Source organism: Pararhodobacter oceanensis, assembly GCF_003076755.1.
GTDB classification, from domain to species: domain Bacteria; phylum Pseudomonadota; class Alphaproteobacteria; order Rhodobacterales; family Rhodobacteraceae; genus Pararhodobacter; species Pararhodobacter oceanensis.
Genome location: NZ_QDKM01000001.1, coordinates 53,866 through 77,473, shown reverse-complemented (window position 1 = coordinate 77,473; position 23,608 = coordinate 53,866). Strand labels below are relative to the sequence as shown.

24 protein-coding genes and 1 pseudogene are annotated in these 23,608 nt (G+C 63.1%); 8 read left to right on the top strand and 17 right to left on the bottom strand.

Translation table 11 applies throughout. The annotated features are described in order from the left end of the window. Positions 1-154: 154 nt before the first annotated feature. Positions 155-1,492 carry a DUF5930 domain-containing protein gene (locus tag DDE20_RS00375; protein ID WP_240607789.1) on the top strand — a complete coding sequence of 446 codons (1,338 nt, stop codon included), beginning with the start codon at positions 155-157 and terminating at the stop codon, positions 1,490-1,492. Beyond that, positions 1,482-2,021, top strand: a pseudogene (locus DDE20_RS00370) (bactofilin family protein); the annotation flags it as partial. The gene DDE20_RS00375 and the pseudogene DDE20_RS00370, both read left to right, overlap by 11 nt. Positions 2,022-2,446: 425 nt before the next feature. On the opposite strand, the gene DDE20_RS00365 reads toward DDE20_RS00370, so the two are convergent. Beyond that, on the bottom strand, positions 2,447-3,235 hold the full coding sequence (locus tag DDE20_RS00365) for a DUF2189 domain-containing protein (protein WP_116556472.1): 789 nt from the start codon (positions 3,233-3,235) through the stop codon (positions 2,447-2,449). Positions 3,236-3,367: 132 nt separating this feature from the next. On the opposite strand from DDE20_RS00365, the gene DDE20_RS00360 reads away from it, so the two are divergent. After that, positions 3,368-3,532: a hypothetical protein gene (locus DDE20_RS00360; protein ID WP_240607788.1), complete on the top strand. Its 165-nt coding sequence runs from the start codon at positions 3,368-3,370 to the stop codon at positions 3,530-3,532. A gap of 137 nt (positions 3,533-3,669) precedes the next feature. Beyond that, positions 3,670-3,837 (top strand): hypothetical protein, encoded by a 168-nt coding sequence (locus tag DDE20_RS18945; RefSeq protein ID WP_165814374.1) that lies wholly within the window; start codon positions 3,670-3,672, stop codon positions 3,835-3,837. Between the two features lie 102 nt (positions 3,838-3,939). Here DDE20_RS18945 and prfB read toward each other — a convergent pair whose 3' ends face one another. Both prfB and bcp read right to left on the bottom strand, forming a co-directional pair. After that, complete coding sequence (prfB, locus tag DDE20_RS00355) at positions 3,940-5,067, bottom strand: peptide chain release factor 2 (protein WP_116556470.1); 1,128 nt, start codon at positions 5,065-5,067, stop codon at positions 3,940-3,942. 114 nt (positions 5,068-5,181) lie between these two features. Then, positions 5,182-5,640, bottom strand: a complete 459-nt coding sequence (gene bcp, locus DDE20_RS00350; RefSeq protein WP_116556469.1) for a thioredoxin-dependent thiol peroxidase — start codon at positions 5,638-5,640, stop codon at positions 5,182-5,184. Positions 5,641-5,728: 88 nt separating this feature from the next. Here bcp and queA point away from each other — a divergent pair, with 88 nt between their 5' ends. Continuing rightward, positions 5,729-6,775 (top strand): tRNA preQ1(34) S-adenosylmethionine ribosyltransferase-isomerase QueA, encoded by a 1,047-nt coding sequence (gene queA, locus DDE20_RS00345; protein WP_116556468.1) that lies wholly within the window; start codon positions 5,729-5,731, stop codon positions 6,773-6,775. A 136-nt stretch (positions 6,776-6,911) separates the two neighbouring features. Here the strand turns inward: queA and DDE20_RS00340 are convergent, their stop codons facing one another. The 10 genes from DDE20_RS00340 to DDE20_RS00295 form a co-directional block, all read right to left on the bottom strand. Then, complete coding sequence (locus DDE20_RS00340; RefSeq protein ID WP_116557188.1) at positions 6,912-7,271, bottom strand: YbaN family protein; 360 nt, start codon at positions 7,269-7,271, stop codon at positions 6,912-6,914. 129 nt (positions 7,272-7,400) lie between these two features. Next, positions 7,401-8,192, bottom strand: coding sequence for an FAD binding domain-containing protein (locus DDE20_RS00335; protein ID WP_116556467.1), 792 nt, complete (start codon positions 8,190-8,192; stop codon positions 7,401-7,403). A gap of 10 nt (positions 8,193-8,202) precedes the next feature. Then, positions 8,203-10,584, bottom strand: a complete 2,382-nt coding sequence (locus DDE20_RS00330) for a xanthine dehydrogenase family protein molybdopterin-binding subunit (RefSeq protein WP_116556466.1) — start codon at positions 10,582-10,584, stop codon at positions 8,203-8,205. Between the two features lie 99 nt (positions 10,585-10,683). Then, positions 10,684-11,178, bottom strand: coding sequence for a (2Fe-2S)-binding protein (locus DDE20_RS00325; protein ID WP_116556465.1), 495 nt, complete (start codon positions 11,176-11,178; stop codon positions 10,684-10,686). 108 nt (positions 11,179-11,286) lie between these two features. Then, complete coding sequence (locus tag DDE20_RS00320) at positions 11,287-12,294, bottom strand: molybdopterin-binding protein (protein ID WP_116556464.1); 1,008 nt, start codon at positions 12,292-12,294, stop codon at positions 11,287-11,289. Then, the gene (locus DDE20_RS00315) at positions 12,294-13,256 is read right to left on the bottom strand and encodes an XdhC family protein (protein WP_116556463.1); all 963 of its coding nucleotides are present in this window, start codon (positions 13,254-13,256) and stop codon (positions 12,294-12,296) included. The genes DDE20_RS00320 and DDE20_RS00315 overlap by 1 nt, the downstream gene beginning before the upstream one ends. A 157-nt stretch (positions 13,257-13,413) precedes the next feature. Beyond that, positions 13,414-14,673 (bottom strand): vWA domain-containing protein, encoded by a 1,260-nt coding sequence (locus DDE20_RS00310; RefSeq protein WP_116556462.1) that lies wholly within the window; start codon positions 14,671-14,673, stop codon positions 13,414-13,416. A gap of 75 nt (positions 14,674-14,748) precedes the next feature. Further along, entirely contained in the window at positions 14,749-15,621 is an 873-nt protein-coding gene (locus DDE20_RS00305) for an AAA family ATPase (protein WP_116557187.1), read from the bottom strand. A gap of 131 nt (positions 15,622-15,752) precedes the next feature. Further along, positions 15,753-16,376: a class I SAM-dependent methyltransferase gene (locus tag DDE20_RS00300; protein WP_116556461.1), complete on the bottom strand. Its 624-nt coding sequence runs from the start codon at positions 16,374-16,376 to the stop codon at positions 15,753-15,755. A 302-nt stretch (positions 16,377-16,678) separates the two neighbouring features. After that, on the bottom strand, positions 16,679-17,881 hold the full coding sequence (locus DDE20_RS00295; protein WP_116556460.1) for a pyridoxal phosphate-dependent aminotransferase: 1,203 nt from the start codon (positions 17,879-17,881) through the stop codon (positions 16,679-16,681). 121 nt (positions 17,882-18,002) lie between these two features. Here DDE20_RS00295 and DDE20_RS00290 point away from each other — a divergent pair, with 121 nt between their 5' ends. Together DDE20_RS00290 and DDE20_RS00285 are read left to right on the top strand one after the other, a co-directional pair. After that, positions 18,003-18,422, top strand: a complete 420-nt coding sequence (locus DDE20_RS00290; protein WP_116556459.1) for a helix-turn-helix domain-containing protein — start codon at positions 18,003-18,005, stop codon at positions 18,420-18,422. Beyond that, positions 18,412-18,705, top strand: coding sequence for an FAD assembly factor SdhE (locus tag DDE20_RS00285; RefSeq protein WP_116556458.1), 294 nt, complete (start codon positions 18,412-18,414; stop codon positions 18,703-18,705). The genes DDE20_RS00290 and DDE20_RS00285 overlap by 11 nt, the downstream gene beginning before the upstream one ends. Positions 18,706-19,039: 334 nt before the next feature. Here the strand turns inward: DDE20_RS00285 and DDE20_RS00280 are convergent, their stop codons facing one another. Together DDE20_RS00280 and DDE20_RS00275 are read right to left on the bottom strand one after the other, a co-directional pair. Continuing rightward, a complete protein-coding gene (locus DDE20_RS00280; RefSeq protein WP_116556457.1) occupies positions 19,040-19,969 on the bottom strand; it encodes a hypothetical protein in 930 nt (309 codons plus the stop codon). A 320-nt stretch (positions 19,970-20,289) separates the two neighbouring features. Then, positions 20,290-20,781 carry a hypothetical protein gene (locus tag DDE20_RS00275; RefSeq protein WP_116556456.1) on the bottom strand — a complete coding sequence of 164 codons (492 nt, stop codon included), beginning with the start codon at positions 20,779-20,781 and terminating at the stop codon, positions 20,290-20,292. A gap of 256 nt (positions 20,782-21,037) precedes the next feature. Here DDE20_RS00275 and DDE20_RS00270 point away from each other — a divergent pair, with 256 nt between their 5' ends. Continuing rightward, positions 21,038-21,559, top strand: a complete 522-nt coding sequence (locus DDE20_RS00270) for a MarR family winged helix-turn-helix transcriptional regulator (protein WP_116556455.1) — start codon at positions 21,038-21,040, stop codon at positions 21,557-21,559. A gap of 310 nt (positions 21,560-21,869) precedes the next feature. On the opposite strand, the gene lipA is transcribed toward DDE20_RS00270, so the two are convergent. Both lipA and DDE20_RS00260 read right to left on the bottom strand, forming a co-directional pair. Continuing rightward, positions 21,870-22,919 carry a lipoyl synthase gene (gene lipA / locus DDE20_RS00265; protein ID WP_116557186.1) on the bottom strand — a complete coding sequence of 350 codons (1,050 nt, stop codon included), beginning with the start codon at positions 22,917-22,919 and terminating at the stop codon, positions 21,870-21,872. Between the two features lie 84 nt (positions 22,920-23,003). Further along, on the bottom strand, positions 23,004-23,552 hold the full coding sequence (locus DDE20_RS00260; RefSeq protein WP_116557185.1) for a peroxiredoxin: 549 nt from the start codon (positions 23,550-23,552) through the stop codon (positions 23,004-23,006). Positions 23,553-23,608 lie beyond the last annotated feature (56 nt).

Genomic DNA, 23,608 nt, shown 5'->3' with positions numbered 1-23,608 from the left:
TTTCCTGCCTATAGGTGGCGAAAACCGGCGATGCAGAACTGCCACGGATGGCAAAACTATTGCGGCCAAGTGAATGCACCGTTAACAGTTGCACAAAAGCCACGCGTGAGCGCGAAGGCTTGTTATTGACGCAGCCATCACGCGAGGGGTTTCTGTGAAGGCCTGGATTGATCAACTCAATACCGCTCTTGAGCGCTATCTACCCGAAAAACGCCTGTTTCTCCGTTCCGAAACCAGCACGCGATTTGTCCGTCTGCGGCCGGTCGCGCAGGGCGTTATCCTAACCGGCACCGTCGCCTATATGTCCTGGAGTGTGGTCGCCACCTCGGTGCTGTTCTTCGGGCTTGTCGGCAGCAATGACCTGCGGGTCTCGGCCGAGCGCGAGCAGTCCTATTTCGAGACCCGCCTCAATGAGATCGCCGCCCAACGCGACCGCGCCACCGAGGATGCGCAGGCCGCGCATCTGCGCTATTCCGAGGCGATGGACCGTGTCGCGACGATGCAGGGCATGGTGCTGGAAGGCGAGCAGCGGGTGGCCGAACTCGAACACGGGATCGATGCGCTGCAAAGCAGTCTGCGCAGCGTGATGGATGCCCGCGACGGGGCGCAGGCGCGGCTGGCGGAACTGGAAGCCGCCGATGCCAATGCCGAATTGATCCGCACCGGCCAGCAGTTGGCCGAGGTCGAGCAGACGCTTGATTTCCTGATGGCCGCGCTTGGCCAGACCGCCGATGAGCGCGAGACCCTGCGCGCCTTGGCCGATAACACCGCCCGCCACGCCGATCATCTGGCGCTGGAATACCGGCTGATCCAGGACCGCAACACGCGGATTTTCACCCAGCTTGAGCAGGCGGTCGAAACCTCGATCGTGCCGCTGAGCGAGATGTTCCGCACCGTCGGCCTGCCGCCCGAGCAAATCCTGCAGCAGGTGCGCGCCGGGTATCAGACCCGCGAAGCCTCGTTGACGCCGATTTCCGTCTCGACCAGTGGCACTTTGGACCCGCAGGGCGACGAATCCCGCGCCAATTCGGTGCTGGCGGCGCTGGCCGAGGTGGATCTCTACCGGATCGCCGCCGAGCGCACGCCTTTCGCCCTGCCGGTCAACGGCGGTGTGCGGCGCACCTCGGGCTTTGGCGCGCGCCGCGATCCGATCACCGGCAGCCGCGGCCGGATGCACAATGGCGTCGATTGGGCGGGCCCGCGCGGCACCGCGATCCACGCCACCGCCGGGGGCACCGTCACCCATGCCGGACGCCAGAGCGGCTTTGGCAATCTGGTGATCATCCAGCATGATTTCGGCATCGAAACCTATTACGCACATCTTCACAGCATCAACGTCCGCGAGGGTCAAAGGGTCTCGCGCGGGGATCGTATCGGTGGTATGGGCACGACAGGCCGCTCGACGGGCGTGCATTTGCACTATGAAATCCGGGTCAGTGGCAGACCGATCAATCCTTTGACTTACATAAGGGCAGCACAGAATGTTTTCTAAGAGCAGGATCAACGAACGCGCGCCACGCGCCGAAGCACCGCGCAGCATGGAGCAGCAAGCTCCGGCGCCCAGCTCGGCACCTCCGGCGATGGCACCGCGTCCGACGCCAGATCATGGTGGCGATCACGCGCCCAAATCCAAGCCGTCGCCCTCGATCCTCTCGGCGGACCTGCAGGTTACCGGCAATCTGCGCACCTCGGGCGATGTGGTGATCGAAGGCGTCGTTGACGGCGATATCCGCGCGCATCTGCTGACCGTGGGCGAGACCGCAACGATTCGCGGCGAGATCATGGCCGATGACATCGTCATCAATGGCCGCGTGATTGGCCGTGTCCGCGGGCTGAAAGTGCGCCTGACCTCGACCGCACGGGTTGAGGGCGACATCATCCACAAGACCATTGCCATCGAATCGGGTGCGCATTTCGAAGGTTCGGTGCAGCGTCAGGACGACCCGCTTTCGGCAGGCAAAGCCGCGCCGCAGCGTCAGGCCGCCACCGCGACCCCGACGCCCTCGGCCGCGCCCGCACAGCAGGGGCAGCCGCAACAGCAGCGTCAGGCGGCGCCGGCAGCGGCCTCCGCACCGGCTTCGCGTCCGGCCGCCTCCGAGGCGTCGCGCCCGGCAGCGCCGAAAGCGCCGGTGGATGCCGGTAAGAAATCAAGCTGAGCGAGAGTGCCAGTGTGAGATGGAAACGGGAGCCTTCGGGCTCCCGTTTTGCGTTTGGGGAGCCATCAATCAACCCTCTGGCACGGGCATCAGCCCGGGCCGCGCCCGACCCTCCCCCCGGGAGGGCGCCTTGGCGAAGGCGGGAGCAGCTCGGACGGCATGGTAGCTTTCAAGCGCAGCGCGTTGTGGCAGGGTTAGCTGCGCCCACCCAGGGTCGGGCGCGCGCCCTACCGCGCGGCCCGGGCTGGTGCCCGAGCCAAACAGGGAATCAAAGACAAAGGATTAGCGCCTCACACCCCCTCAGCCGGCAGCAACCGCCGATAGAGATGCCAACTTGCATGCCCGAACACCGGCAGCACTACGAACAGCCCCAAAAACAACGGCAGCATGCCGATGAACAGCGCCGCTGCGATCACCGCCGCCCAGAGCGCCATCGGCAGCGGATTGGCCGCGACACAGGCGAAACTGGTGATCATCGCGGTGATGAAATCCACCTCGCGGTCCAGTAATAGCGGCAGGCTGACCACAGTCAGCGCGTAGAACAGCGCCGCCATCACCCCGCCAACCGCCGAGCCGACCAGCAGCATGATGATCCCGTTGCCGGTCAACAACATGCCCGAGGCATCCTCGGTGATCGGTTGCAGCCCGAAGAACAGCGCGAAAGTGGTATGGGCGATGAACACCCAGAACATGAACACCAACAGCACGAACATCGCCATCGAGGGCACCTGCCGGTCCTTTTGCGCGAACACCACGCCAAAGACCGCGCCCAAGCCCAAGGGCGCGCCACGCTCTAAACGGCGGCTGACCTCATAAAGGCCGGTGGCGGCGAAAGGCGCGAGGATTGGAAAGCCGACGGCAATCGGGATGAACCAGTATTCCGCCGCTGAGGCCGCAAAAATCGCATACATCAAGATGCCGCCCAGCACATATACCGCGCTGAGGGTAATCCCGTAGAGCGGTGCGCGGGTGAAATCGCGCCAGCCGAGTTTCAGCACGGCGATGAGATCCCCGGTGGTGATCGGCGAAGGCTCGGGGATCAGCGACGGTAAACCGTGGCCGGGCAAAGTATCTGACATATTTCCTCCCTTGGGCATTCTGCGGCCCTTGGGAAAAATCTAGCATAGGTTGCGGGTGGCGCAATCTTCTTTGTGCAAAGCACTTTCTGCATGCGGCGTTCCGTGGCACTCTATGTTGCAGGAGGGGCGGCGATGGATCCGGTCACCATGCTCTATTACGCCAGCGTATGCGCGGTGCTCAGCTTGGGCGCGGGCGGCGTACCGTCACGCGCGCTGCGGTTGCTGATCGGGGCGCTGGTCGGCGTCGTCGCGGCGGCGGCGCTGCCGGCGTTGCGGGTGAGCCTCGGGCTTTATTGATCCTGTTGCGGGTGAAAACCGCGGCTTCAGGATAAATCGGCAGAAAATATTGAACGCTTCGGGCGGCTGCGCCGACCTATGGGCAAGACCGCAGCAAAAACGCGGCCCAACCCGTAACCTGCCCGAGGAGAAGCCCCATGTTCCAGCCCCGCAGCATTCAGCCGAAATTCGCCTCTGTGGTTGCCGATCTGGAGGTGATCGCGCGGATCGAAACCTCGATCACAAGCAGCAAACGCCGCGCCCCGACGCTGCCGCATGGCGATTTCAGCCGCCTTGCGCGCTATATCCCTGATTTGCGGGTGTAAATCCGAACCCCGACTATGCGGCGCGGGCCTGCGGCCACCGACTGGCCTGAGCGCAATTGGATTTCAATGGCTGCCGCCAATCAGCGCGCAACCGCGACGCGCTCAGTCGTCCGACTGCGCATCGGCGCGGCTTTTGCCCGAGGCATCCATCGCCAGCGTCGCTGCCATAAACCCGTCAAGATCACCGTCCAGCACACCTTGGGTGTCCGAGGTCTCGTGGTTGGTGCGCAGGTCTTTGACCATCTGGTAGGGTTGCAACACATAGCTGCGGATCTGGTTGCCCCAACCCGCGTCGCCTTTGTTTTCATGCGCCTCGTTAATCGCCGCATTGCGCCGGTCCAGCTCCAATTGATAGAGCCGGGATTTCAGCGCTTTCATCGCGATATCGCGGTTCTGGTGCTGGGATTTTTCCGAACTGGTCACTACGATGCCGGTGGGAATATGGGTGATCCGCACCGCCGAATCGGTGGTGTTGACGTGCTGCCCGCCCGCGCCTGACGAACGGTAAGTGTCGAGGCGGATTTCATTGTCCGGCACGTTGATCTCGATATTGTCGTCGACCACCGGATAGACCCAGATCGAACTGAACGAGGTATGCCGCCGCGCGGCGCTGTCATAGGGGGAGATGCGCACCAGACGGTGGACGCCGGATTCGGACTTCAGCCAGCCATAGGCATTATGGCCCGAAACCTTATAAGTCGCGGATTTGATCCCCGCCTCTTCGCCCGAGTTTTCACTCATCAGATCAACGGTATAGCCCTTTTTCTCGGCCCAGCGAACATACATCCGCGCCAGAATCGAGGCCCAGTCGCAGCTTTCGGTGCCACCGGCACCGGCGTGGATTTCGATGAAGGTGTCGTTGCTATCCGCCTCACCATCAAGCAGCGCTTCGAGTTCCTTCTCGGCGGCGGTTTCGGCCAGCGCCTTGAGCGCGGCTTCGGCCTCGGCGACGATTTCCTTGTCGTCCTCCATCTCGCCCAACTCGATCAATTCGACGTTGTCGCTCAACTCGGTTTTGATGCTGTCATAGCTGCCCAGAGCGTCGATCAACTGCTGGCGGTCGCGCATCAATTTCTGCGCGCGCTCCTGATCGTTCCACAGGTCGGGGTCTTCGATCATCGCGTTGAATTCTTCGAGCCGGTGCGCGGCGGTCTCATGGTCCATACGCTTGGCCAACAGCGACAGAGACTTGCGGATGGCCTCGATCGTGGACTGGATTTCTGCGCGCATGGATATGTCCTGTTTTGTGGCGGGCGGGGCCTGATGTCTGGCCCTGTCTCTGTCGGGTCTGATACCGCGCCGCGCCTGTGCAGGCAAGGGGAGGCGCGGCGGCGGGGGCTTGTTTTACAACGCTTTAGCCGCGTCCAACACCTCCGATGCATGGCCCGCGACTTTCACTTTCGGCCAGATGCGGGCGATCTTCCCGTCAGCGTCGATCAGGAAGGTGGCGCGCTGGATGCCCCAGAACTGCTTGCCATACATGTTTTTTTCCACCCAGACGCCGTAATCCTCGCAAATCTGCGTTTCCGCGTCGGAGACAAGCGTCACGCCAAGATCGTATTTGGCGGTGAAATTCTTGTGTTTGGTGACGCTGTCCTTCGAGACCCCGACGACACGCGCACCGGCGGCTTTGAAAGCCTCGGCGAGATCGGTGAAATCCTTGGCCTCGGTGGTGCAGCCCGGGGTGTTGTCCTTGGGGTAGAAATACAAGACCACCGGCTGGCCGCGCAGCTCCGAGAGGGTCAGCGCCTCGCCGGTCTCGGTGGGTGCGGTGAAATCGGGGGCGGTGTCGCCAATATCCATTCGGGCCTCCTGTTATACGCCTGCCTTTGTTGTAGTTGTTACCGGCCAAGGTTAAAGGGCTGGATACGGAAAACCGTGGGGATATGGCGTGAGATTGAGCGATTTTGACTTTGACCTGCCCGAAGAGCTGATCGCAACGCGGCCGGTGCGGCCCAGACCGGCCGCGCGGCTGTTGCATGTCGAGGGCGGGGCGATGGTGGACCGGCAGGTTGCGGATCTGCTGGATATCCTGCGCCCCGGCGACCGGTTGATCCTCAACAACACCAAGGTGATCCCGGCGCGGCTGTTTGGCGAGCGGCTGCGCGACACACGCGACGGCTCGGGGCGCGCGAAGGTCGAGGTGACGCTGATCGGACCTGAAGGGCAGGGCGCTTGGCGGGCCTTGGCGCGGCCCCTGCGCAAGCTGGCGGCGGGCGATCGGATTGAATTCTCAGAGGATCTGGCGGCGATTGTGCGCGGCAAATCCGAGGGCGAAGCGGTCTTGGTCTTCGAGCAGAGCGGCACGGATTTCGATGCGGCGCTGGAGGCGGCAGGGAAAATGCCGCTGCCCCCCTATATCGAAAGCCGCCGCCCCGCCGATGCGCAGGATCGCGAGGATTACCAGACGGTCTTTGCCCGCGAGAGCGGCGCCGTCGCCGCCCCCACCGCCAGCCTGCATTTCGATGATGGGTTGCTGGCGGCGCTGCGCGCCAAGGGCGTAATGATGTCGGAAGTGACCCTGCATGTCGGCGCGGGCACCTTCCTGCCGGTGAAAGTCGAGGACGTCACCACCCATAAGATGCACGCCGAATGGGGCGAGGTGAGTGAGGCGGCGGCAGAGGAGATCAACGCAACGCGCGCGCAGGGCGGGCGGGTGATCGCGGTCGGCACCACCGCGCTGCGGCTGATCGAAAGCGCCGCGCGCAGTGGGCGGGTCGAGTCCTGGCGCGGCGAGACCGATATATTCATCTACCCGGGCTTTGAGTTCCACGCCACCGACGGGCTGATGACCAATTTCCACCTGCCGAAATCGACGCTGCTGATGCTGGTCTCGGCGCTGATGGGCAAAGGGCTTATGGATGCGGTCTATGCCCATGCGATTGCCGAGCGGTATCGGTTCTTCTCCTATGGGGATGCGTCGCTGTTGATCCCTTAGGTGGTGCTATAGGGGCGGCGCTTGGGGGCATCGAGCCCCCGCGCGCCGATGGGGGCGGCCCCATACGCCACCAAAGGGGTTTTCCACCCCTTTGGAAGCCCCGAGGATATTTAGGGCATAAAGTGGGGGTCGAAGTTCAGGCGCTTGGCTTCGGGCGGGTGAGCAGGAAGAGGGTCACCGCGGAGAGCACCACGCCTTGGATGGCGAGCACATGCGTGGGCAGGCCGAGCACCAGACTGAGGGTGAAGGTGGCGGCAATGGCGATCACCGCGAGGGTTTTGCCACGGGTCGAGATTGCGCCCTCGGCGCGCCAGTCGCGGATCGGCGGGCCGAGGCGTTGATGCTCGAGCAGCCACATTTCCAGCCGCGGTGAGGCCCGCGCAAAGCAGAACGCCGCGAGCAGCATCAAGGGGGTGGTCGGCAGGAGTGGCAGCACAATGCCGATCACGCCGGTCAACAACGCCAGTCCGCCCAAGAATGTCCAGATGATCCGCAGCATACCGCCCCTTATCTTACGGGCATTAGATAGGGCGCTCAGACCCTGCTGGCCAGCGCTTTGCGGCAATCATTTTCCGGCTGCGGTCCAGAGGCGCATATGCCCCTCTGAACCGGTGATATGGCGGCGTCAACCGGCGGCGGCGACCGCGCGGCGGGTCATCACGCCGCAAAGATGCGCGCGGTAGGCGGCAGAGCCGTGGAGATCGCTGATCATCCCCTCGGCCGCGGGCAGTTTGCCGGCCAGCGCATCGCCGCTGAAGCTGTTGGAGAGCACCGATTCGGCATCAGACCAGCGGAACACCCCGCCCTCGGAGGCGCCGGTGATCGCCACCCGCACGCCACCCTCGAACCGCGCCACAAAAGCGCCGGTCAGCGCGAACCGCGAGGCCGGTTGCAGGAATTTGGCGTAGGCTGCAGCTTGCGGGATCGGGAAGGTGACCGAGGTGATGATCTCGCCCTCCTCGAGCACGGTGGCGAACATCCCGTCAAAGAAGTCATCCGCCGCGATCTCGCGCTTATTGGTGGTGATCGTCGCGCCCGAGGCCAGCACCGCCGCCGGATAGCAGGCCGAGGGGTCGTTATTGGCCAGCGAGCCGCCGATGGTGCCACGGTTGCGCACCGCCGGATCACCGATACGCGCCGCCAGATCGGCAAGCGCCGGATAGAAGGCCCCGGCCTCGGCGGCGACCTGCGCATGGGTGGTGGCAGCACCGATGGTCACCGAGGCGCCAGCCTCGCCGGAGACGCCCTTGAGGTCGGCGATGCCGGTCAGGCTGACCAATGTGCCGGGCATGTTGAGCCGCTGTTTCATTGATGGCAGCAGGGTTTGCCCGCCCGCGAGCGGCTGCGCCTCATCCCCCGCCAGCGCGATGACCGCCTCGGCCAGAGTTGAGGGTCTTACGAAGTCGAAGTTATACATCCCGGCCTCCTTATTGGGCTTGCATGGCGGTCCAGACGCGCGAGGGCGTCACCGGCATGTCGATATGGGTGATATGGGTGAAGCCGCCGCTGTTGAGCGCGTCGACCACGGCGTTGATCACCGCCGGCGGGCTGCCGATGGCACCGGCCTCGCCGCAGCCTTTGACACCCAAAGGGTTATGGGTGCAGGGCGTGTTGCAACTGTAATCCACCTGATAAAACGGCACATCATCGGCACGCGGCATCGCGTAATCCATATAGGAGGCCGACAACAACTGCCCGTCCGCGTCATAGGTGGTCTGCTCGCAAAGCGCCTGACCGATGCCTTGGCCAACCCCGCCATGCACCTGCCCCTCGACAATCAGAGGGTTCATCACATTGCCGAAATCATCGGCGCAGTAGAAGGCCACGACATCGACCTTGCCGGTCTCGGGGCAGACTTCGACCTCGCAGAGATAGGCGCCCGCCGGATAGGTGAAATTGCCCGGATCATAGAAGGAAGTCTCCTCAAGCCCCGGTTCCAGCGTTTCCAGCGGGTAGTTATGCGGCACATAGGCGGAGAAGGCGACCTCGCCGAAACTGAGCGATTTATCGGTGCCCGCAACGGCGAAATTGCCATCCTCGAAGGTGATATCATCCTCGGAGGCCTCAAGCATATGGGCGGCGATCTTCTTGCCTTTGGCGATGATCTTGTCGACCGCGTTGTTCATGGCCGAACCCGCCACGGCCAAGGACCGCGAGCCGTAAGACCCCATGCCGAAGGGGATTTTCGAGGTGTCGCCATGGACAATCTCGACGCTGGCCGGATCAATGCCCAGCTTTTCCGCCACGATCTGCGGGAACACCGTTTCATGCCCCTGTCCGTGGCTATGGGCGCCGGTCATCACCGAGATATTGCCGGTGGCATTCACCCGCACGGTGGCCGCGTCATAGAGACCGACGCGCGAGCCGAGCACGCCGACAAGGTTTGAGGGCGCGATCCCGCAAGCCTCGATCCAGGTCGACAGCCCCATGCCGCGCAGCTTGCCACGGGCCGCACTTTCGGCGCGGCGGTCCTCGAACCCGTCGACATCGGCCATCTCCATCGCCTTATCGAGGGTCGCGTTGTAATCGCCGGTGTCATAGACCAAGCCGACCGGCGTGGTATAGGGGAACATATCCGGCGTGATGAAGTTCTTGCGCCGCACCTCGAAGGGATCGAGTTCGAGCTCGCGGCACATTTTGTCAATCACCCGCTCCAGCGAATAGGTCGCCTCGGGCCGCCCTGCACCACGGTAGGCATCGACCGGCGCGGTGTTGGTGAACACGGTTTTCAGGTTCACATAGACATTGGGCACCTTATAGGGGCCGGCCATCAGCGTGCCGTGCAGGAAGGTCGGCGTCGCGGTTGCGAAATTCGACAGATAAGCGCCGACATTGGCCAAGGTCTCGGTGCGGAAGGCGATGAATGTGCCGTCTTCTTCGCAGGCCAGTTCGATCTTGGTGACATGGTCGCGGCCATGGGCGTCGGTGAGGAAGCTTTCCGAACGCTCAGCCGTCCAGCGCACCGGACGTTTGAGCTTTTTGGCCGCTGCCAGCACCAAAGCCTCTTCGCCGTAGTGATAGATTTTCGAGCCAAAGCCGCCGCCAACATCGGGCGCGACCACGGTGAGTTTATTCTCCGGGATGCCCATCACGAAGGCCGAGATCAGCAGCCTGTGAAGATGCGGGTTCTGGCTGGTGGTGGTCAGCTTGTAATCGCCGGTGCCGGGGAAATACTCGCCAATCGAGGCGCGCGGCTCCATCGCGTTGGGCACCAGACGGTTGTTGACCAGTTCCAGCGTGGTGACATGGGGCGCATTCTTGATCGCCTCGTCCACCGCGGCGCGGTTGTCCTCGACCCAGCCCCAGTCAAAGCACAGGTTGTCGGGGATCTCGTCGTGCACACGGTTGTCGGCATTGGCCACCGCTGCGGCCATATCGACAATCGCGGGCAGGTCCTCGATCTCGCTGTCGGCGGCCAGTTGTTCGGCGGCATCCTTGGCCTGCGCGTAAGTCTCGGCGATCACCGCCGCATAGGCGTCGCCGACATGGCGCACCTTGCCATGGGCGAGCACAGGGCGCTTGGGCTCACGCATCGGGGTGCCGTCGCGGCTGTTGATCAGCCAGCCTGCGGGGTTGCCGCCGACGTCCTTGAAATCCTCACCGGTGAACACCGCCAACACGCCGGGCATCGCCTCGGTGGCTGCGGTGTCAATCGTGCCGATTGTGCCATGCGCCACCGTCGAGCGGACGAAATAGGCGAAACACTGGCCTTGGAGTTGAATGTCGTCGGTATAGACGCCTTCTCCGGTGAGAAAGCGAATATCCTCGCGCCGCTTCGGGCTGGCGCCGATGCCACCATCTTTGGGCATATCTGTCTCCCTGAACTGCATTGGCGGTCTTGCCGCCGTTTCGCTGGTAGACCGCGCCAGCCTCCCCGCCGCGCGGTTCTGCGTCATTCTGCGGGCGCGTTACTCGGCGGCAACCACGCCAAGGCCGGACACATCCTGACCCGAGGCCGCCATCACCGCGCGCACGATGTTGTGATAGCCGGTGCAGCGGCAGATATTGCCGTCGAGATAGGCGCGAATCTCCGCCTCCGAGGGGGTCGGGTTGTCCTTCAGGAGCGCCGCCGTCGACATCACCATGCCCGGGGTGCAAAAGCCGCATTGCAACCCGTGGTGGTCCTGGAACGCCTGCTGGATCACGCCCAGCGAGCCATCCGCGTCGGCCATGCCTTCAACGGTGGTGACCTCGGCGCCCTCGGCTTCCATCGCCAGCATGGTGCAGCTTTTCACCGCTTTACCGTCCACATGCACGACGCAGGCGCCGCATTGGCTGGTGTCACAGCCGACATGGGTGCCGGTCAGCCCCAGCGCCTCGCGCAGGAACGAGACCAGCAGGGTGCGGCCCTCGGCCTCGCCCGACATCTCGCGCCCGTTCACCGTAATGGTAACCTTCGACATGAATTCCTCCCTTGGATGCGCGACCGGAACCGCGCGCCTAGACGTTGCGATATGTCACCTTAGGCGGAGAAGTCGCGATGTGGCAACTGTGAGGTTTTGTCTGGGTGTTTAACGTGTGTCGCGTTTGGCGCGGGGGCGCGGGCGCGAGGGGATTTCCTTGAGCAAGCCGCCCACGCCCATGCGCTGGATTTCCGCGGCGTTCACCGCAATGCCGCAGATCAACCACTCGAGCACCAGATCAACGCCATTCATCACCGGCGATTTGGCGCTGCCGGGCATGCCCAGCACCGGCGTGCCGTTGATCTCACCGACGAACAACAGATTGCCGGGATCGACAGGCATGCCGAAATGCTCGACCCGTCCGCCGGCGCGGCGCAGGGCGGCGGGGGCAGTGTCGCGGATATCCGAAGTGGCCGAGCCGGTGAGGATCAGGATCAGATCGGGCGATGTCGCGCGCGCCTGTGCGATGGCTTCGGCAAGGGGCGCCTCTTTATGGGGCACCGCGCAGGGTGCGGCGAGGGTGACGCCAAAGCGCGCCAGACGGTCCTCGGTGATCCGGTGGCCTTTGCCCGCGGGTGCCGTGGTCAAGGTCTCGATCAGGACCGCATGGCGGACCTGTGGGCGCGCTAGCTTGAGTGCCGCTTGGGCGGCGGCTCCAGCCTTGGAAACTGATGCTTTATCAACGCCGTAGGGGATGATCTTGACGGTCGCCACCATGCCCGATGGCTCCATCCGGTAGTAGGGCGCGACCGTCGAGACGGTGATCGCCGGATCGACCGCATTCACCGCATGGATGCGTGCCGCCTCCACCATCGCAAGCCCCGCGGCAGTGGCCAGAATATTCACCCGACCGGTGCCTACCTCCTGCAGCGACAGACCAACCGACGTTGGATCAGGCACCAATGCCCGCGCAACCTCCAGCGCGGCGGCGTCTTCATGCAGGTCGCTCTCCCCCAACCGCGCCACGGTCACATGGCTGTATCCGGCCTCCCTCAGCGCCGCAATATCCGCCGCGCTCAAGGTCAGACCTTTGCGCAATCGCCCCGTGGTCACCGCCAGCGAATGCGCCAATATCGCGCCCTCGGCCTGCGCCAGTGACACCGTGCCGAAGTCCATCAGCCGCGCCTCAACACTTCGGTGATCTGCGCCAGTATCGACACCGCGATTTCTGCCGGCGTTTTCGCCCCGATCGTCAGCCCGACCGGCGCATGTATCCGTGCCAAACGCGCCTCATCGAGCCCTTCGGCCCGCAGCCGCTCCAGCCGTTTGGCATGGGTGCGGGTGGAGCCCAGACAGCCAAGGTAAAACACCTCCGCCTCCAGCGCTGCGATGATCGCCGGATCGTCCAGTTTACTGTCATGGGTCAGGGTCACCACTGCGGTGCGCGCATCCGGCGCCTCGGCCGCCAGCGCCTCATCCGGCCAGTCGTGGCGCAGGGCGGTGTCGGGAAAGCGTGCCGGTGACGCAAAGGCGTCGCGCGGGTCGATCAGCACCGGATCATAGCCCGCCAGACGCGCCATCGGGATCAGCGCCTGTGCGATATGCACCGCGCCGACGATCAGCAGGCGCAACGGCGGGTTGAACAGGGCGATGAACTCGCCGTTCTCCTCGAGCCCCGATTTATCGGCGCGAAACCGCTCCGGCATTGCCTCGCGCGCGATGAGCCGCCGCGCCCAAGTCTCCAGATGCACGCCGTAGCCCATTGGCGCGCGCGCGGCCCGCGCCGCAACAATCCGTGCTAGCATATCCTCGGGTAGCGCCGCGCCCACCGGCTCGACCAGAATGCGAATGGTGCCGCCGCAGGCCAGCCCCACGGAAAACGCGTTCTCGTCGCTGACGCCGTAAGTCAGGATGCGCGGTTCGCCGTCCGCCAGTGCTTCCAGCGCCTCGGCCACCACCGCGCCTTCGACGCAGCCGCCCGAGACCGAGCCCATGATCTCGCCCGCGCCCGAGATCGCCAATTGGCTGCCCGCCTGCCGCGGCGCAGAGCCCCAGGTCTCGATCACCGTCGCCAGTGCCGCGCGCGCACCGCTGCGGTGCCACTCGAGCGCGATTTCGGGGATTGCATTGTGATCCATGTTACTTTGCGCCACCGAAGCCTCCTCCACCGTTCCTGCCGATAAATATGCGCCACCGCCCGCATATTGACCAGCACCCCCCTTCGCGCAATTCCGGCGCCCCGTCATCTGTCGATAAATATCCTGGGGTGAGGCCGCAGGCCGAGGGGCAAAGCCCCTAATCCGCCAGTGCCGCCAAGAGCCGCGCTTTCTCGCCCTGGTCCTTGGGGTCAGACAGCGCTTCGGCCAGCGCCTCCAGCGACGCAATCGAATGGCTGGCGCGGAAAGTGTCGACATGGGGCAACATCGCTTTGACTCCGCGCGCTTTCGGCGCGAAGCCGTCAAAGCGCAGCAAAGGATTGAGCCAGATCAGGCGTTTGCACGACAGATGCAGCCGCTCCATCTCGCGGGCCAGCTGCGCGGGGTCGCCGCGTTCCAACCCGTCGGTGATCAGCAAGACCACCGCGCCTTGCCCCAAAACACGGCGCGACCAGTCGCGGTTGAAGTCGTGCAGACAAGCGCCGATCCTGGTGCCGCCTTGCCAATCCTGCGCCTCCGCCCCAGCCGCCGCCAGCGCGCTATCCACGTCACGCTGGCGCAGATGGCGGGTGATATTGGTCAGCCGCGTGCCGAAGGTGAAAGCATGGGTCTTGGCCCAGCCCTGACCTTGGGTATTGGCCACCGCATGGGTGAAATGCAGCACCATGCGCGAATAGCTGGCCATCGAGCCGGAGATATCACAAAGCACCACCAATGAGGGCCAGCGCGTGGTCGGACTGCGCCGCGCGATGCTCTTGATCTCGCCGCCACTGCGCGCCGCCGCCCGCAAGGTGCGCCGCCCGTCGGGCTGCAATCCGGTGACATCGGCGCGGTGGCGGCGGGTTTTCAACGGCTTCACCGGCAGTTTCAGTCGCGCCAGCATGCGTTTAGCCTGCGCGATCTCGGCGCTGCTCATCTGTTCGAAATCAAGGCTGCGCAGGATCTCGTTTTGCGAGGCGGTGAAAGCGGCGTCGATGTCGATCTGCGTGTCATCGCTGTCTGCCGCGGGCTCGGGCGCCTCGGGTTCCATCCCGTCCAGAAGCGCTTCGGCGGCGCGTTTGGCGGCAGCATCGGCGGCATGCTCTTCCTGCACGCCGTGAATGGCCGGCAGCATCAGCGACATCATATGCTCAAGATATTGCGGATCGCGCCAGAACAGGCGGAAGACCTGCGCAAAGACCTGCCGCTCCTCGGGACGGTTGACGAAACAGGCGTGCAAGGTCCAGTAGAAATCCACCCGACTGGTGAAACCGGCGGCGGCCACCGCCTCGATGGCCATCATCACCCGCCCCGGACCCACCGGCAGCCCCGCCTTGCGCAGGGCGCGGGCGAAATGGGTCAGATTGTCGACCAGTTTCGGTGCCTCGGGGAGCGCCAGATCGGGGTAGGTGGGGGGCATTTTAGCCGTCCGCCAAAAGATGAGTATTTAGGGCAAGATGAAGCGGGGCTTGCGCATCGGGGGCAGGGTGCCGCCTCATGCCTGTTCCAGCGATTTGCGCGCCTCATTGAGGATTTTCTGGGTCTCGAGCCCTTGAAGCTGCGCGATATCGTCCTGGTATTTGAGGATCGCGCCCAGCGTGTCGGCGATCACCTCGGGCGAGAGGGTCAGCACATCGAGCGCCAGCAGGCATTTCGCCCAGTCGATGGTTTCCGCCACGCCGGGTCGTTTAAACAGATCCTCACCGCGCAGACGTTGCACAAAGCTGACAATCTCGCGCGAAAGCTGGGTCGAGGCCTCGGGCACGCGGGCGTTGAGGATCTCGAGTTCGCGGGTGAAATCGGGGTAGCCGACCCAATGATAGAGGCAGCGGCGTTTGAGCGCGTCATGGACCTCGCGGGTGCGGTTGGAGGTCAGGATGACAATCGGCGGCTGCGGGGCTGAGATTGTGCCCAACTCGGGAATGGTCACCTGATAATCGCTGAGCGCTTCGAGCAGGAAGGCCTCGAAGGGCTCATCGGTGCGATCGATCTCGTCGATCAGCAGCACCGGCGCGCCGCCATCCTGCGCGCGCATCGCTTGCAGGAGCGGGCGCTCGATAAGGAAATCGGGGCCGAAAACCTCGGTGCGCAGGGATGCGCCATCGGCGCTCTGGCCGGTCTCGGCGGCGCGGATCGCAACCATCTGGGCGGCGAAATTCCATTCATAGACGGCTGAGGAGGCGTCGAGCCCCTCGTAGCATTGCAGCCGGATCAACCGCCTCCCGAGCGCCGTGGCAATGGCCTTGGCGATCTCGGTCTTGCCGGTGCCGGGTTCGCCCTCGAGAAACAGCGGGCGCTGCAGTTTGAGCGCCAGAAATGTCACCGTGGCGAGCGCGCGTCCGCAGACATAATCCTCATGCGCCAGCATCTGTTGCACATCGTCGATGGTCTGCGGAAGCTGGGACACGGCGGGCACTTTCAATGGGTTGCGATTGCGACCATGCTGGACAGTGCGCGGCTGAGGGTCAAGGGCCAGCGGGTTTGCCCGATATGCGCGGGTCAGAGCCTGCGCGCGGCAACGAAATGGCCCATTGGCGAGCCCGAGGGATCAAAGGATTCCACGATCTCGAAACCGGCGGCGCGGATATGGGATTCGAGCACCTCGGTGGACATGAAAGTCACCCATGGCGCCTTGCCGAACAGCCGCATCCCTGCGATCGGCACCCGCAAGAGCCCGCGCCAGCCCGAGAGGCAGGCGGTTTTCGAGATGAACATGCCGCCGGGTTTCAACAGCGCATGGACCTGCCGCGCGGCGCTCTCCACATCGGGCATCAGGTGCAGGAGGTTAAAGCCGAGCACCGCGTCATAGGGGCCGGGGCCGATTTGCGGGTCGCCCAATGTCGCGTGGAGATTGCGCAGATTGTCGATCCCCGCCGCCCGTGCCTTTTCGCGCCCGATCTCGACCATCTCGGTTGAGATATCGCTGGCAGTATAGGCGGCAACATCGGGGGCGAGCAACAGCGCGGTCGAGGCGGTGCCGCAGCCGATCTCGAGCACATTGGCATCTGGTGTCAGATAGGCGCGCGTATGGTCCAGCGTGCGCTCATAGGCGGGCACATTGCCGATTTTACTGGCGTTGTATTTACGCGCGGCCTTGTCCCAAAACGGGTCGGTAATACTCATATAACAATCCCTGTGCAGAAGCCGGAACTATGCGCGCAGGGTTGGCAAAAATCAAACGCTGGAAATCGAACGCTGGGCGGGGGCCCAGCCCGGGCCGCGCCCGACCCTCCCCCCGGGAGGGCGCTTTGGCGATGACGTGCAATGCTCGACCGACATCGATGCTTCTGAGCCATGCACTTTGTGGCAAACCCTGCAAACGCCCACCCAGGGTCGGGCGCCGCCCTCTGTGCTTTGGTTCAACGCAAACGCCCGGCGCGTGGGCCGGGCGTAAAGCGTAGTGATTAAGGGCTAAGGGCCGCGGCTTAGCGCAGGCTGGCGCAGAAGCCTTGGATGCGCGTGCAGGCCTCGGTCAGCACCGCGTCCGAGGTTGCATAGCTGACGCGGAAGTTCGGGCTGACCCCGAAGGCCGAACCAAAGACCACCGCGACGCCGGTTTCTTCCAAGAGCGCTTTGGCAAAGGCCTCGTCACTGTCGAGCAGCGTGCCCGCGGGAGAGGTCTTGCCGATGCAGCCCGAGATATCGGGGTATACGTAGAAGGCGCCCTCGGGCTTGGGGCAGGTGATCCCCTCGGCGGCGTTGAGCATTTCGACCACCAGATTGCGGCGGCGCTGGAAGGCGGCGCGGAATTCGGTGAGGAAGTCTTGCGGGCCGGTCAGCGCCTCGAGCGCGGCATATTGCGCGATCGAATTGGGGTTCGAGGTGGATTGCGATTGCAGCGTCGCCATCGCCTTGATCAAAGGCTTCGGCCCGCCCGCATAGCCGATCCGCCAGCCGGTCATCGCATAGGCTTTGGAGACGCCGTTGCAAGTCAGGGTGCGGTCATAGAGGCCGGGTTCGACCTGCGCCGGGGTGACGAATTCGAAATCGTCAAACACCAGATGTTCATACATATCATCCGACATCACCCAGACATGCGGGTGGCGCAGCAGTACATCGGTGAGGGCCTTTAGCTCGTCGCGTGTGTAGCCGGCGCCAGTCGGATTGGACGGCGAATTGAAGATCATCCATTTGGTTTTCGGGGTGATCGCGGCTTCGAGTGATTCGGCGGTCAGCTTGAAATCACTGGCAATTCCGGCCTCGACAGTGACCGGCGTGCCACCGGCCAAGAGCACCATGTCAGGATAGCTGACCCAATACGGCGCGGGAATGATCACCTCGTCACCGGGGTTCAGCGTCGCGACCAGCGCGTTATAGAGGATCTGCTTGCCGCCAGTGCCGACGCTGATCTGGTCGGGGGCATAACTCAGACCGTTTTCACGGGCGAATTTATCGCAGATCGCCTGTTTCAGCTCGGGGATGCCATCGACCGCCGTATACTTCGTTTTCCCGCCATCAATTGCCGCTTTGGCCGCGTCCTTGATGTGCTGGGGCGTGTCAAAGTCGGGCTCACCGGCACCCAGGCCGATAACATCCCGACCGGCGGCTTTCAGTTCGGCCGCCAGACCAGTGACCGCAATCGTCGCTGAGGGTTTGATGCGCGAGAGGGTGTCAGACAGAAAGGGCATCGGGAGGACTCCGGTTTGTGTTTTCCGGACCCATCTCATATTGTGCAAGCCGCCCCTGAACAAGTGTGAAACCGGCGATGAGGCCGGGCGCGGGACGGGGGCAAACTCGAGGGAGACGCGAATGAGTGACAATTGGTACACCGACGAACACGCGACATTGGGCGATAGGCTTGCCGCCGCGCGCGAGGCCGCCGGGCTGAACCAAAGCGCCTTGGCACAGCGTCTGGGTGTCCGCGTCAAAACCCTGCGCGACTGGGAAAACGACGTCTCCGAGCCGCGGGCGAATCGCCTGCAGATGGTGGCCGCGCTTTTGGGTGTTTCGCTGCGCTGGTTGCTGACCGGCGTCGGGCAGGATGTGACGCCGCCGGATGCCAATGTCGCCAGCGCCGACCCGAAACTGCGCGACGCGCTGTCGGAATTGCGCACCGTGCGCGCGGATATGCTGCGCATGGCCGAGCAGGTCGGGCGGTTGGAAAAGTCGCTGCGCGTGCAGATCGCCGCCGAGATGCAGAATGTGGAGATGCAGAACCATGACGGATGAGGCGCGGCTCAAACGGATGAAAATGCGCTCATGGCGGCGCGGGATCAAGGAGATGGACCTGATCCTCGGGCCTTGGGCGGATGAGGCTTTGGCCGCGCAGGACGCGGCGACGCTGGATCTCTATGACGCGTTGCTCAGCGAGAATGATCATGATCTCTATCAATGGGTGACGGCGCGGATTGGCACAAACAGCGCGCAGCCCGTCGGTCCGGCGGCTTATGGTGGCTTGCTGGATGTGATCGCCGCCCATGCCGCCAACCGGATTATGCCCAAGGCGGTGTGATTGGGGGCGGGTCTGTGGTGTGAACCGCTGGCCAGTTTAGACGTTCGGCATAAAGTGCAAAGGGCCGCGACCGACCCTGGGTGGGCGCGTGCGAGCCTTCCACAAAGCGCGCGCACAAAAGCATGCATACCGGTCGAGCAATTCACGTCATCGCCAATGCGCCCTCCCGGGGGGAGGGGCGGGCGCGGCCCGTGGTGGCCACGGGCCTGACGGCTAGATCACCCATGTTCTGCACCTATTCAATGTAGGTGCCTGATCACGGTACGTGTCAGAAAAGGGAAAAGGCCGGATCAATGACCCGGCCTTTGCATAGTTGCAGTTACTGTATCTCGGCCTACTTGCCCGGCGTCGCAGGCGCTGTCGGTGCCGCAGCGGCGCCCGAGGAGCTGACGGTCAGCGTCGAGGCGCAGGTCGAGGCGCCGTAGGTGCCGATCCAGACGTCATAGCGACCCGAGGCGGCATTCGGCAGCGAAATCGCCGGATGCAGATCGCCGCTATCGTCGTTGAAATGCCAAGTGGCGCTGGCGTCATTGATCAACATCACCTCGTCACATTCGCCGTTGGCGCTGAGCGTGAGCGTGCTCGACTGGCCCATCGCATCGAAATAGAGCGAGAAATCAGGCGCTTGTGCCACGTAGCCATGGCCGCCAGTGCCGCAGGAGCTGTCGAACAGATTGACCTGTCCGCCGGCGACAACCTGATGGGTGCTGGTCTGACCGGCGCCGCTGTTGATCTGCGCTCCGCCCAACGACCAATCGGGGCAGGCGGCGGGCATATTCTCGGCGCTCTGGACGATCAGCGTCGCGGGGCAGGACTGCTCGCTATAGGTGCCGACCCAGATGTCATAGCGGCCACTCGGCGCGGCGGTCAACTGCAGGCCCGGATTGAAACTGCCGTCGTCGTCGTTGAACTCCCAGCCTGCGGAGGCGGTGTTGATCAGCAATGTGGTGTCGCATTCGGCTTCGACGCGGACATTCAGATTGCGACCGGCATTGCGCGCATCATAAGACAGCGAGAAATTTGGCGCGGCGGTGATATAGCCGACCCCCGGAACCTCGCCACAGCTGCGCAGATCGAGCATCCCGCCCGCATACATCGGCATTGATTGCGGGTTCGAGGCGGTGTCGGCATCGGTCATCACCGGCACGCCGTTCAATTGCCACTGCGGACATTCCTGCGCCGCAGCGCTTCCGGCGGCAGCAATAGACAATGCTGCGCCACTGGCCGCGACGAAAAATGCGGTCCGGATGGTACGAATATTCATATTGGTTCCTCCCAAAAAAATTTGGCTAAGAGACGTTGGCGACTATTCACAGACCAGTCAAGACACTGGAAGGTAAACGGGTTTTCAGCAATTGGTGAACGCGCTGGGGTCCCGATGGGGTCTGACGCGTTGTTTTTGGATGGTCGTATGGATGCAATACACGGCCCGCGTGTGTCCGATATGCGCCCGATCCGGGGTCAATTCGGGGCGGATGCGAGGCCGAAAGCGGGGCTCTGGCCATAATTTCCACAGCCTCCGCAGAGCTGACGGCGCCAGCAGGGCACCGCAGCACCCCGCCAGCATCCGCCAGCACCCTTGCGTTACCAGCTCTCGATATAAAGCGTGGCGTCGCAGATATCTTCACCAAGCGTGCCGACCCAAATGTCGTATTGACCGCTCGGCGCATTGGCCAGACGCAGGCGCGGGTCAAGGATCATCCCGCCGCCTTCGACCTGATCGTCATCGTTGAAATGCCAGCCGCCGCGCGAATCATTCACCAGAAGGATTGCATCGCATTCGGCCTCAACACGGAATTCCAGCGCCCGGCCACGGTCTTGGGCATCATATTGCAGGGTGAAATCGGGCGATTCGACAATATAGCCATAGCCGGGGATGTCATCGCAGTTACCCAGCTGGATATCGCCACCGGCATAGAGGTCATGGCTCTGGGCGCTATAGACGGTGTCGCTGTCATAGCTCAGCGCGCTACCGGAGCTGCCGTAGCTCGGGCAGCTTTGCGCGCTGGCGGCGCTGGCGAGAAAAGGTGCACCGATCAAAGCGGCGGCAAAAAAGGCATTGGAAATCAGACGCATGGGAACTCCTGTGAACTTATAGCGTATGGATGGCACAGCGAATTTCATCGGTCAACGGTCTTGCACGGGGGTGCCGATTTTGTGAGGTGGCACCTAACAGGCGTTACGGAATGGGCCGCGCAGAACACGGCTGTATACGCGGTCTGCGGGCAGGCGAAAGCCATCAAATACCGAGAAATCTAAAAAAGTTTTCACGGCTTAACCTGCTGTTGGTAATTGGCGCGCATACTGGCTCAAATGCCAAGTCGGAGGCCCTATGAGTTTTCATACACCAGTCAACCAAACCACGCAGAATGACGCCGGCAGGTCCGACACTTTGGACCTGTTGCCACGCTACCTTGATAGTCTGTCACTGGTCGAACGCTTGCACCGTTTGCTGCTCGATGTGATCAAGGATGAATTCGAACGCCTCGCGGTGCTCGATATCAATGCGGTGCAGGCGCTCTTGCTGTTCAATGTCGGCGATAATGAGGTAACCGCCGGCGAGTTGAAGACGCGCGGTTATTATCAGGGCTCGAATGTGTCCTATAACCTCAAGAAGCTGGTCGAAAACGGCTATATGCATCACGCGCGTTGCGAGATTGATCGCCGTTCGGTGCGGGTGAAGCTGACCGAAAGCGGGCAGGATGTGCGCCGGATCGTGACCGAATTATTCGCCCGCCACGCCGAGGGGTTGGTCGGCAAAGGGGTGATCGAGATTGACGAATTGGACCGGATCAACGGCGCGCTTAAACGGATGGAACGGTATTGGTCCGAGAAAATCCGGTATATTTATTAAGGGCTTGCGGCGGTGCTGATCCCTACGTAACGCGCTGGGGGATCACGCGCCGCGCCGTGCATTTCGCCCAATTGTCGCGAAAAGGGACGCGCCCGACCCTGGGTGGGCGCTAGTAACTTTTCCACAGCGCACTGCGCTCAGAAGCATGTATGTCGTTTGAGCGGTGGATGTCACTACCAATGCGCCCTCCCGGGGGGCGGGTCGGGCGCGGCCCGTGGCGCCCACGGGCTAGAGAGGTGCTTTAGCAAATGCCGGAAGAGATAGGCATTGCCGATGCTTTGAAAGCGGCAATGCCTCAATTCTCAACGGATTACGCGCGGCCCAGATGCGCCTCGCGGGCGCTGCGCAGACGGGCGAAATCATCCCCCGCGTGATACGAAGAGCGCGTCAGCGGCGTCGCCGAAACCATCAAGAACCCCTTGCCATAAGCAGCCTTCTCATAGGCGGCGAATTCCTCAGGGGTGACGAAGCGATCGACATGGTGATGCTTGGGCGTCGGCTGCAGATATTGGCCGATGGTCAGGAAATCGATATCCGCCGCGCGCATATCATCCATCACCTGCGATACCGACTGCCGGTCCTCGCCCAGACCGACCATGATGCCGGATTTGGTGAACATCCCGGGATCAAGTTCCTTAACCCGCTGCAATAGACGCAAGGAGTGGAAATACCGCGCCCCGGGCCGCACGCTCGGATAGAGGCCGGGCACGGTTTCCAGATTGTGGTTAAACACATCCGGCCGCGCCGCAACCACGGTTTCCAACGCCGAATCGTCGCAGCGCAGGAAATCGGGGGTCAGAATTTCAATCGTGGTATCCGGCGCACGGTGGCGCACGGCGCGGATCGTCTGGGCGAAATGCTCGGCCCCGCCGTCCGCCACATCGTCGCGGTCAACCGAGGTGATCACCACATGGTTGAGCCCCAGCGTGGCCACCGCATGCGCCACACGGCCGGGTTCGAACGCGTCAAGCGCGTCGGGCTTGCCGGTCGCCACGTTGCAAAACGAGCAGGCGCGGGTGCAGACCTCGCCCATGATCATCATCGTCGCGTGGCCCTGGCTCCAGCATTCGCCCACATTCGGGCAGCCGGCCTCTTCGCAAACCGTGGTCAGATTGTTGTCACGCATGATGCGCCGCGTCTGGTTATAGCCCTCACCACCGGGCGCGCGGACCCTGATCCACGAGGGTTTCTTCGGCTGCACAGCCTGATCGGGACGATGCGCTTTTTCGGGATGGCGTTGGTCTGGCAGTTTGAGGTCGCGCATCGGGTCGTTCCCTTGATAGAAATCTGCCTGCACAATAGACCCCCGCTGCGCAAGTGGCAAGAAACCTGCCGCCGTGGCTCCATGTCTGCGGCGCATGGCTGTGATTGCGGACGCAATGAGAAAGGGCCGCCCCTTGATCAAAGGGCGGCCCGAATTCTGCTGCAGATGCAAAGCTGTCGCTCAGGCGGCTTGCTCGCGATTGGCGTCGTTCAGCCAGTTCAACACGGTCTCGGGCGAGGAAACGCCGTAGGGGTCTTCGCCGTGGTTGTCGCAGAGGCCCGGCTCTTCGAACCATGCTTCGACAACACCGTTGTTGATCACTGCGGCATAGCGCCACGAGCGCAACCCGAAGCCCAGATTGTCCTTGCGCACCAGCATGCCGAGACGGCGGGTGAATTCGCCCGAGCCATCGGGGATCACCTGCACGTTTTGCAGCTTCTGGTCCTGCGCCCATTTGTTCATCACAAAGGCGTCATTAACCGACATGCAATAGATCGCGTCGATGCCCTGGGCTTTGAAATCCGCAAAGCCGTTCTCGAATCCGGGCAGCTGGTAGGTCGAGCAGGTCGGGGTGAAGGCGCCGGGCAGCGAGAACAGAACCACGCGCTTGCCAGCGAAATAATCTTCGGTGGACTTGCTTTCCCAACGGAACGGGTTCGGCCCCTCGATGCTCTCGTCGCGGATGCGGGTCTGGAAGGTCACGGCGGGAAGTTTATAGCCTGTGTGCATGGTCTCTCTCTCGATAGTGCAAAATTTAGCAAGCATTTTCAGCTGCATCGCGGCAC

Excerpts from the sequence above, each read along its gene's own strand:
- DDE20_RS00365 (WP_116556472.1), bottom strand. The coding sequence starts at position 3,235 with ATGTCAGATACTTTGCCCGGCCACGGTTTACCGTCGCTGATCCCCGAG.
- DDE20_RS00360 (WP_240607788.1), top strand. The coding sequence starts at position 3,368 with ATGGATCCGGTCACCATGCTCTATTACGCCAGCGTATGCGCGGTGCTC.
- DDE20_RS18945 (WP_165814374.1), top strand. The coding sequence starts at position 3,670 with ATGTTCCAGCCCCGCAGCATTCAGCCGAAATTCGCCTCTGTGGTTGCC.
- prfB (WP_116556470.1), bottom strand. The coding sequence starts at position 5,067 with ATGCGCGCAGAAATCCAGTCCACGATCGAGGCCATCCGCAAGTCTCTG.
- bcp (WP_116556469.1), bottom strand. The coding sequence starts at position 5,640 with ATGGATATTGGCGACACCGCCCCCGATTTCACCGCACCCACCGAGACC.
- DDE20_RS00335 (WP_116556467.1), bottom strand. The coding sequence starts at position 8,192 with ATGTATAACTTCGACTTCGTAAGACCCTCAACTCTGGCCGAGGCGGTC.
- DDE20_RS00330 (WP_116556466.1), bottom strand. The coding sequence starts at position 10,584 with ATGCCCAAAGATGGTGGCATCGGCGCCAGCCCGAAGCGGCGCGAGGAT.
- DDE20_RS00325 (WP_116556465.1), bottom strand. The coding sequence starts at position 11,178 with ATGTCGAAGGTTACCATTACGGTGAACGGGCGCGAGATGTCGGGCGAG.
- DDE20_RS00320 (WP_116556464.1), bottom strand. The coding sequence starts at position 12,294 with ATGGACTTCGGCACGGTGTCACTGGCGCAGGCCGAGGGCGCGATATTG.
- DDE20_RS00315 (WP_116556463.1), bottom strand. The coding sequence starts at position 13,256 with ATGGATCACAATGCAATCCCCGAAATCGCGCTCGAGTGGCACCGCAGC.
- DDE20_RS00310 (WP_116556462.1), bottom strand. The coding sequence starts at position 14,673 with ATGCCCCCCACCTACCCCGATCTGGCGCTCCCCGAGGCACCGAAACTG.
- DDE20_RS00305 (WP_116557187.1), bottom strand. The coding sequence starts at position 15,621 with ATGCTGGCGCATGAGGATTATGTCTGCGGACGCGCGCTCGCCACGGTG.
- DDE20_RS00300 (WP_116556461.1), bottom strand. The coding sequence starts at position 16,376 with ATGAGTATTACCGACCCGTTTTGGGACAAGGCCGCGCGTAAATACAAC.
- DDE20_RS00295 (WP_116556460.1), bottom strand. The coding sequence starts at position 17,881 with ATGCCCTTTCTGTCTGACACCCTCTCGCGCATCAAACCCTCAGCGACG.
- DDE20_RS00290 (WP_116556459.1), top strand. The coding sequence starts at position 18,003 with ATGAGTGACAATTGGTACACCGACGAACACGCGACATTGGGCGATAGG.
- DDE20_RS00285 (WP_116556458.1), top strand. The coding sequence starts at position 18,412 with ATGACGGATGAGGCGCGGCTCAAACGGATGAAAATGCGCTCATGGCGG.
- DDE20_RS00280 (WP_116556457.1), bottom strand. The coding sequence starts at position 19,969 with ATGAATATTCGTACCATCCGGACCGCATTTTTCGTCGCGGCCAGTGGC.
- DDE20_RS00275 (WP_116556456.1), bottom strand. The coding sequence starts at position 20,781 with ATGCGTCTGATTTCCAATGCCTTTTTTGCCGCCGCTTTGATCGGTGCA.
- DDE20_RS00270 (WP_116556455.1), top strand. The coding sequence starts at position 21,038 with ATGAGTTTTCATACACCAGTCAACCAAACCACGCAGAATGACGCCGGC.
- lipA (WP_116557186.1), bottom strand. The coding sequence starts at position 22,919 with ATGCGCCGCAGACATGGAGCCACGGCGGCAGGTTTCTTGCCACTTGCG.
- DDE20_RS00260 (WP_116557185.1), bottom strand. The coding sequence starts at position 23,552 with ATGCACACAGGCTATAAACTTCCCGCCGTGACCTTCCAGACCCGCATC.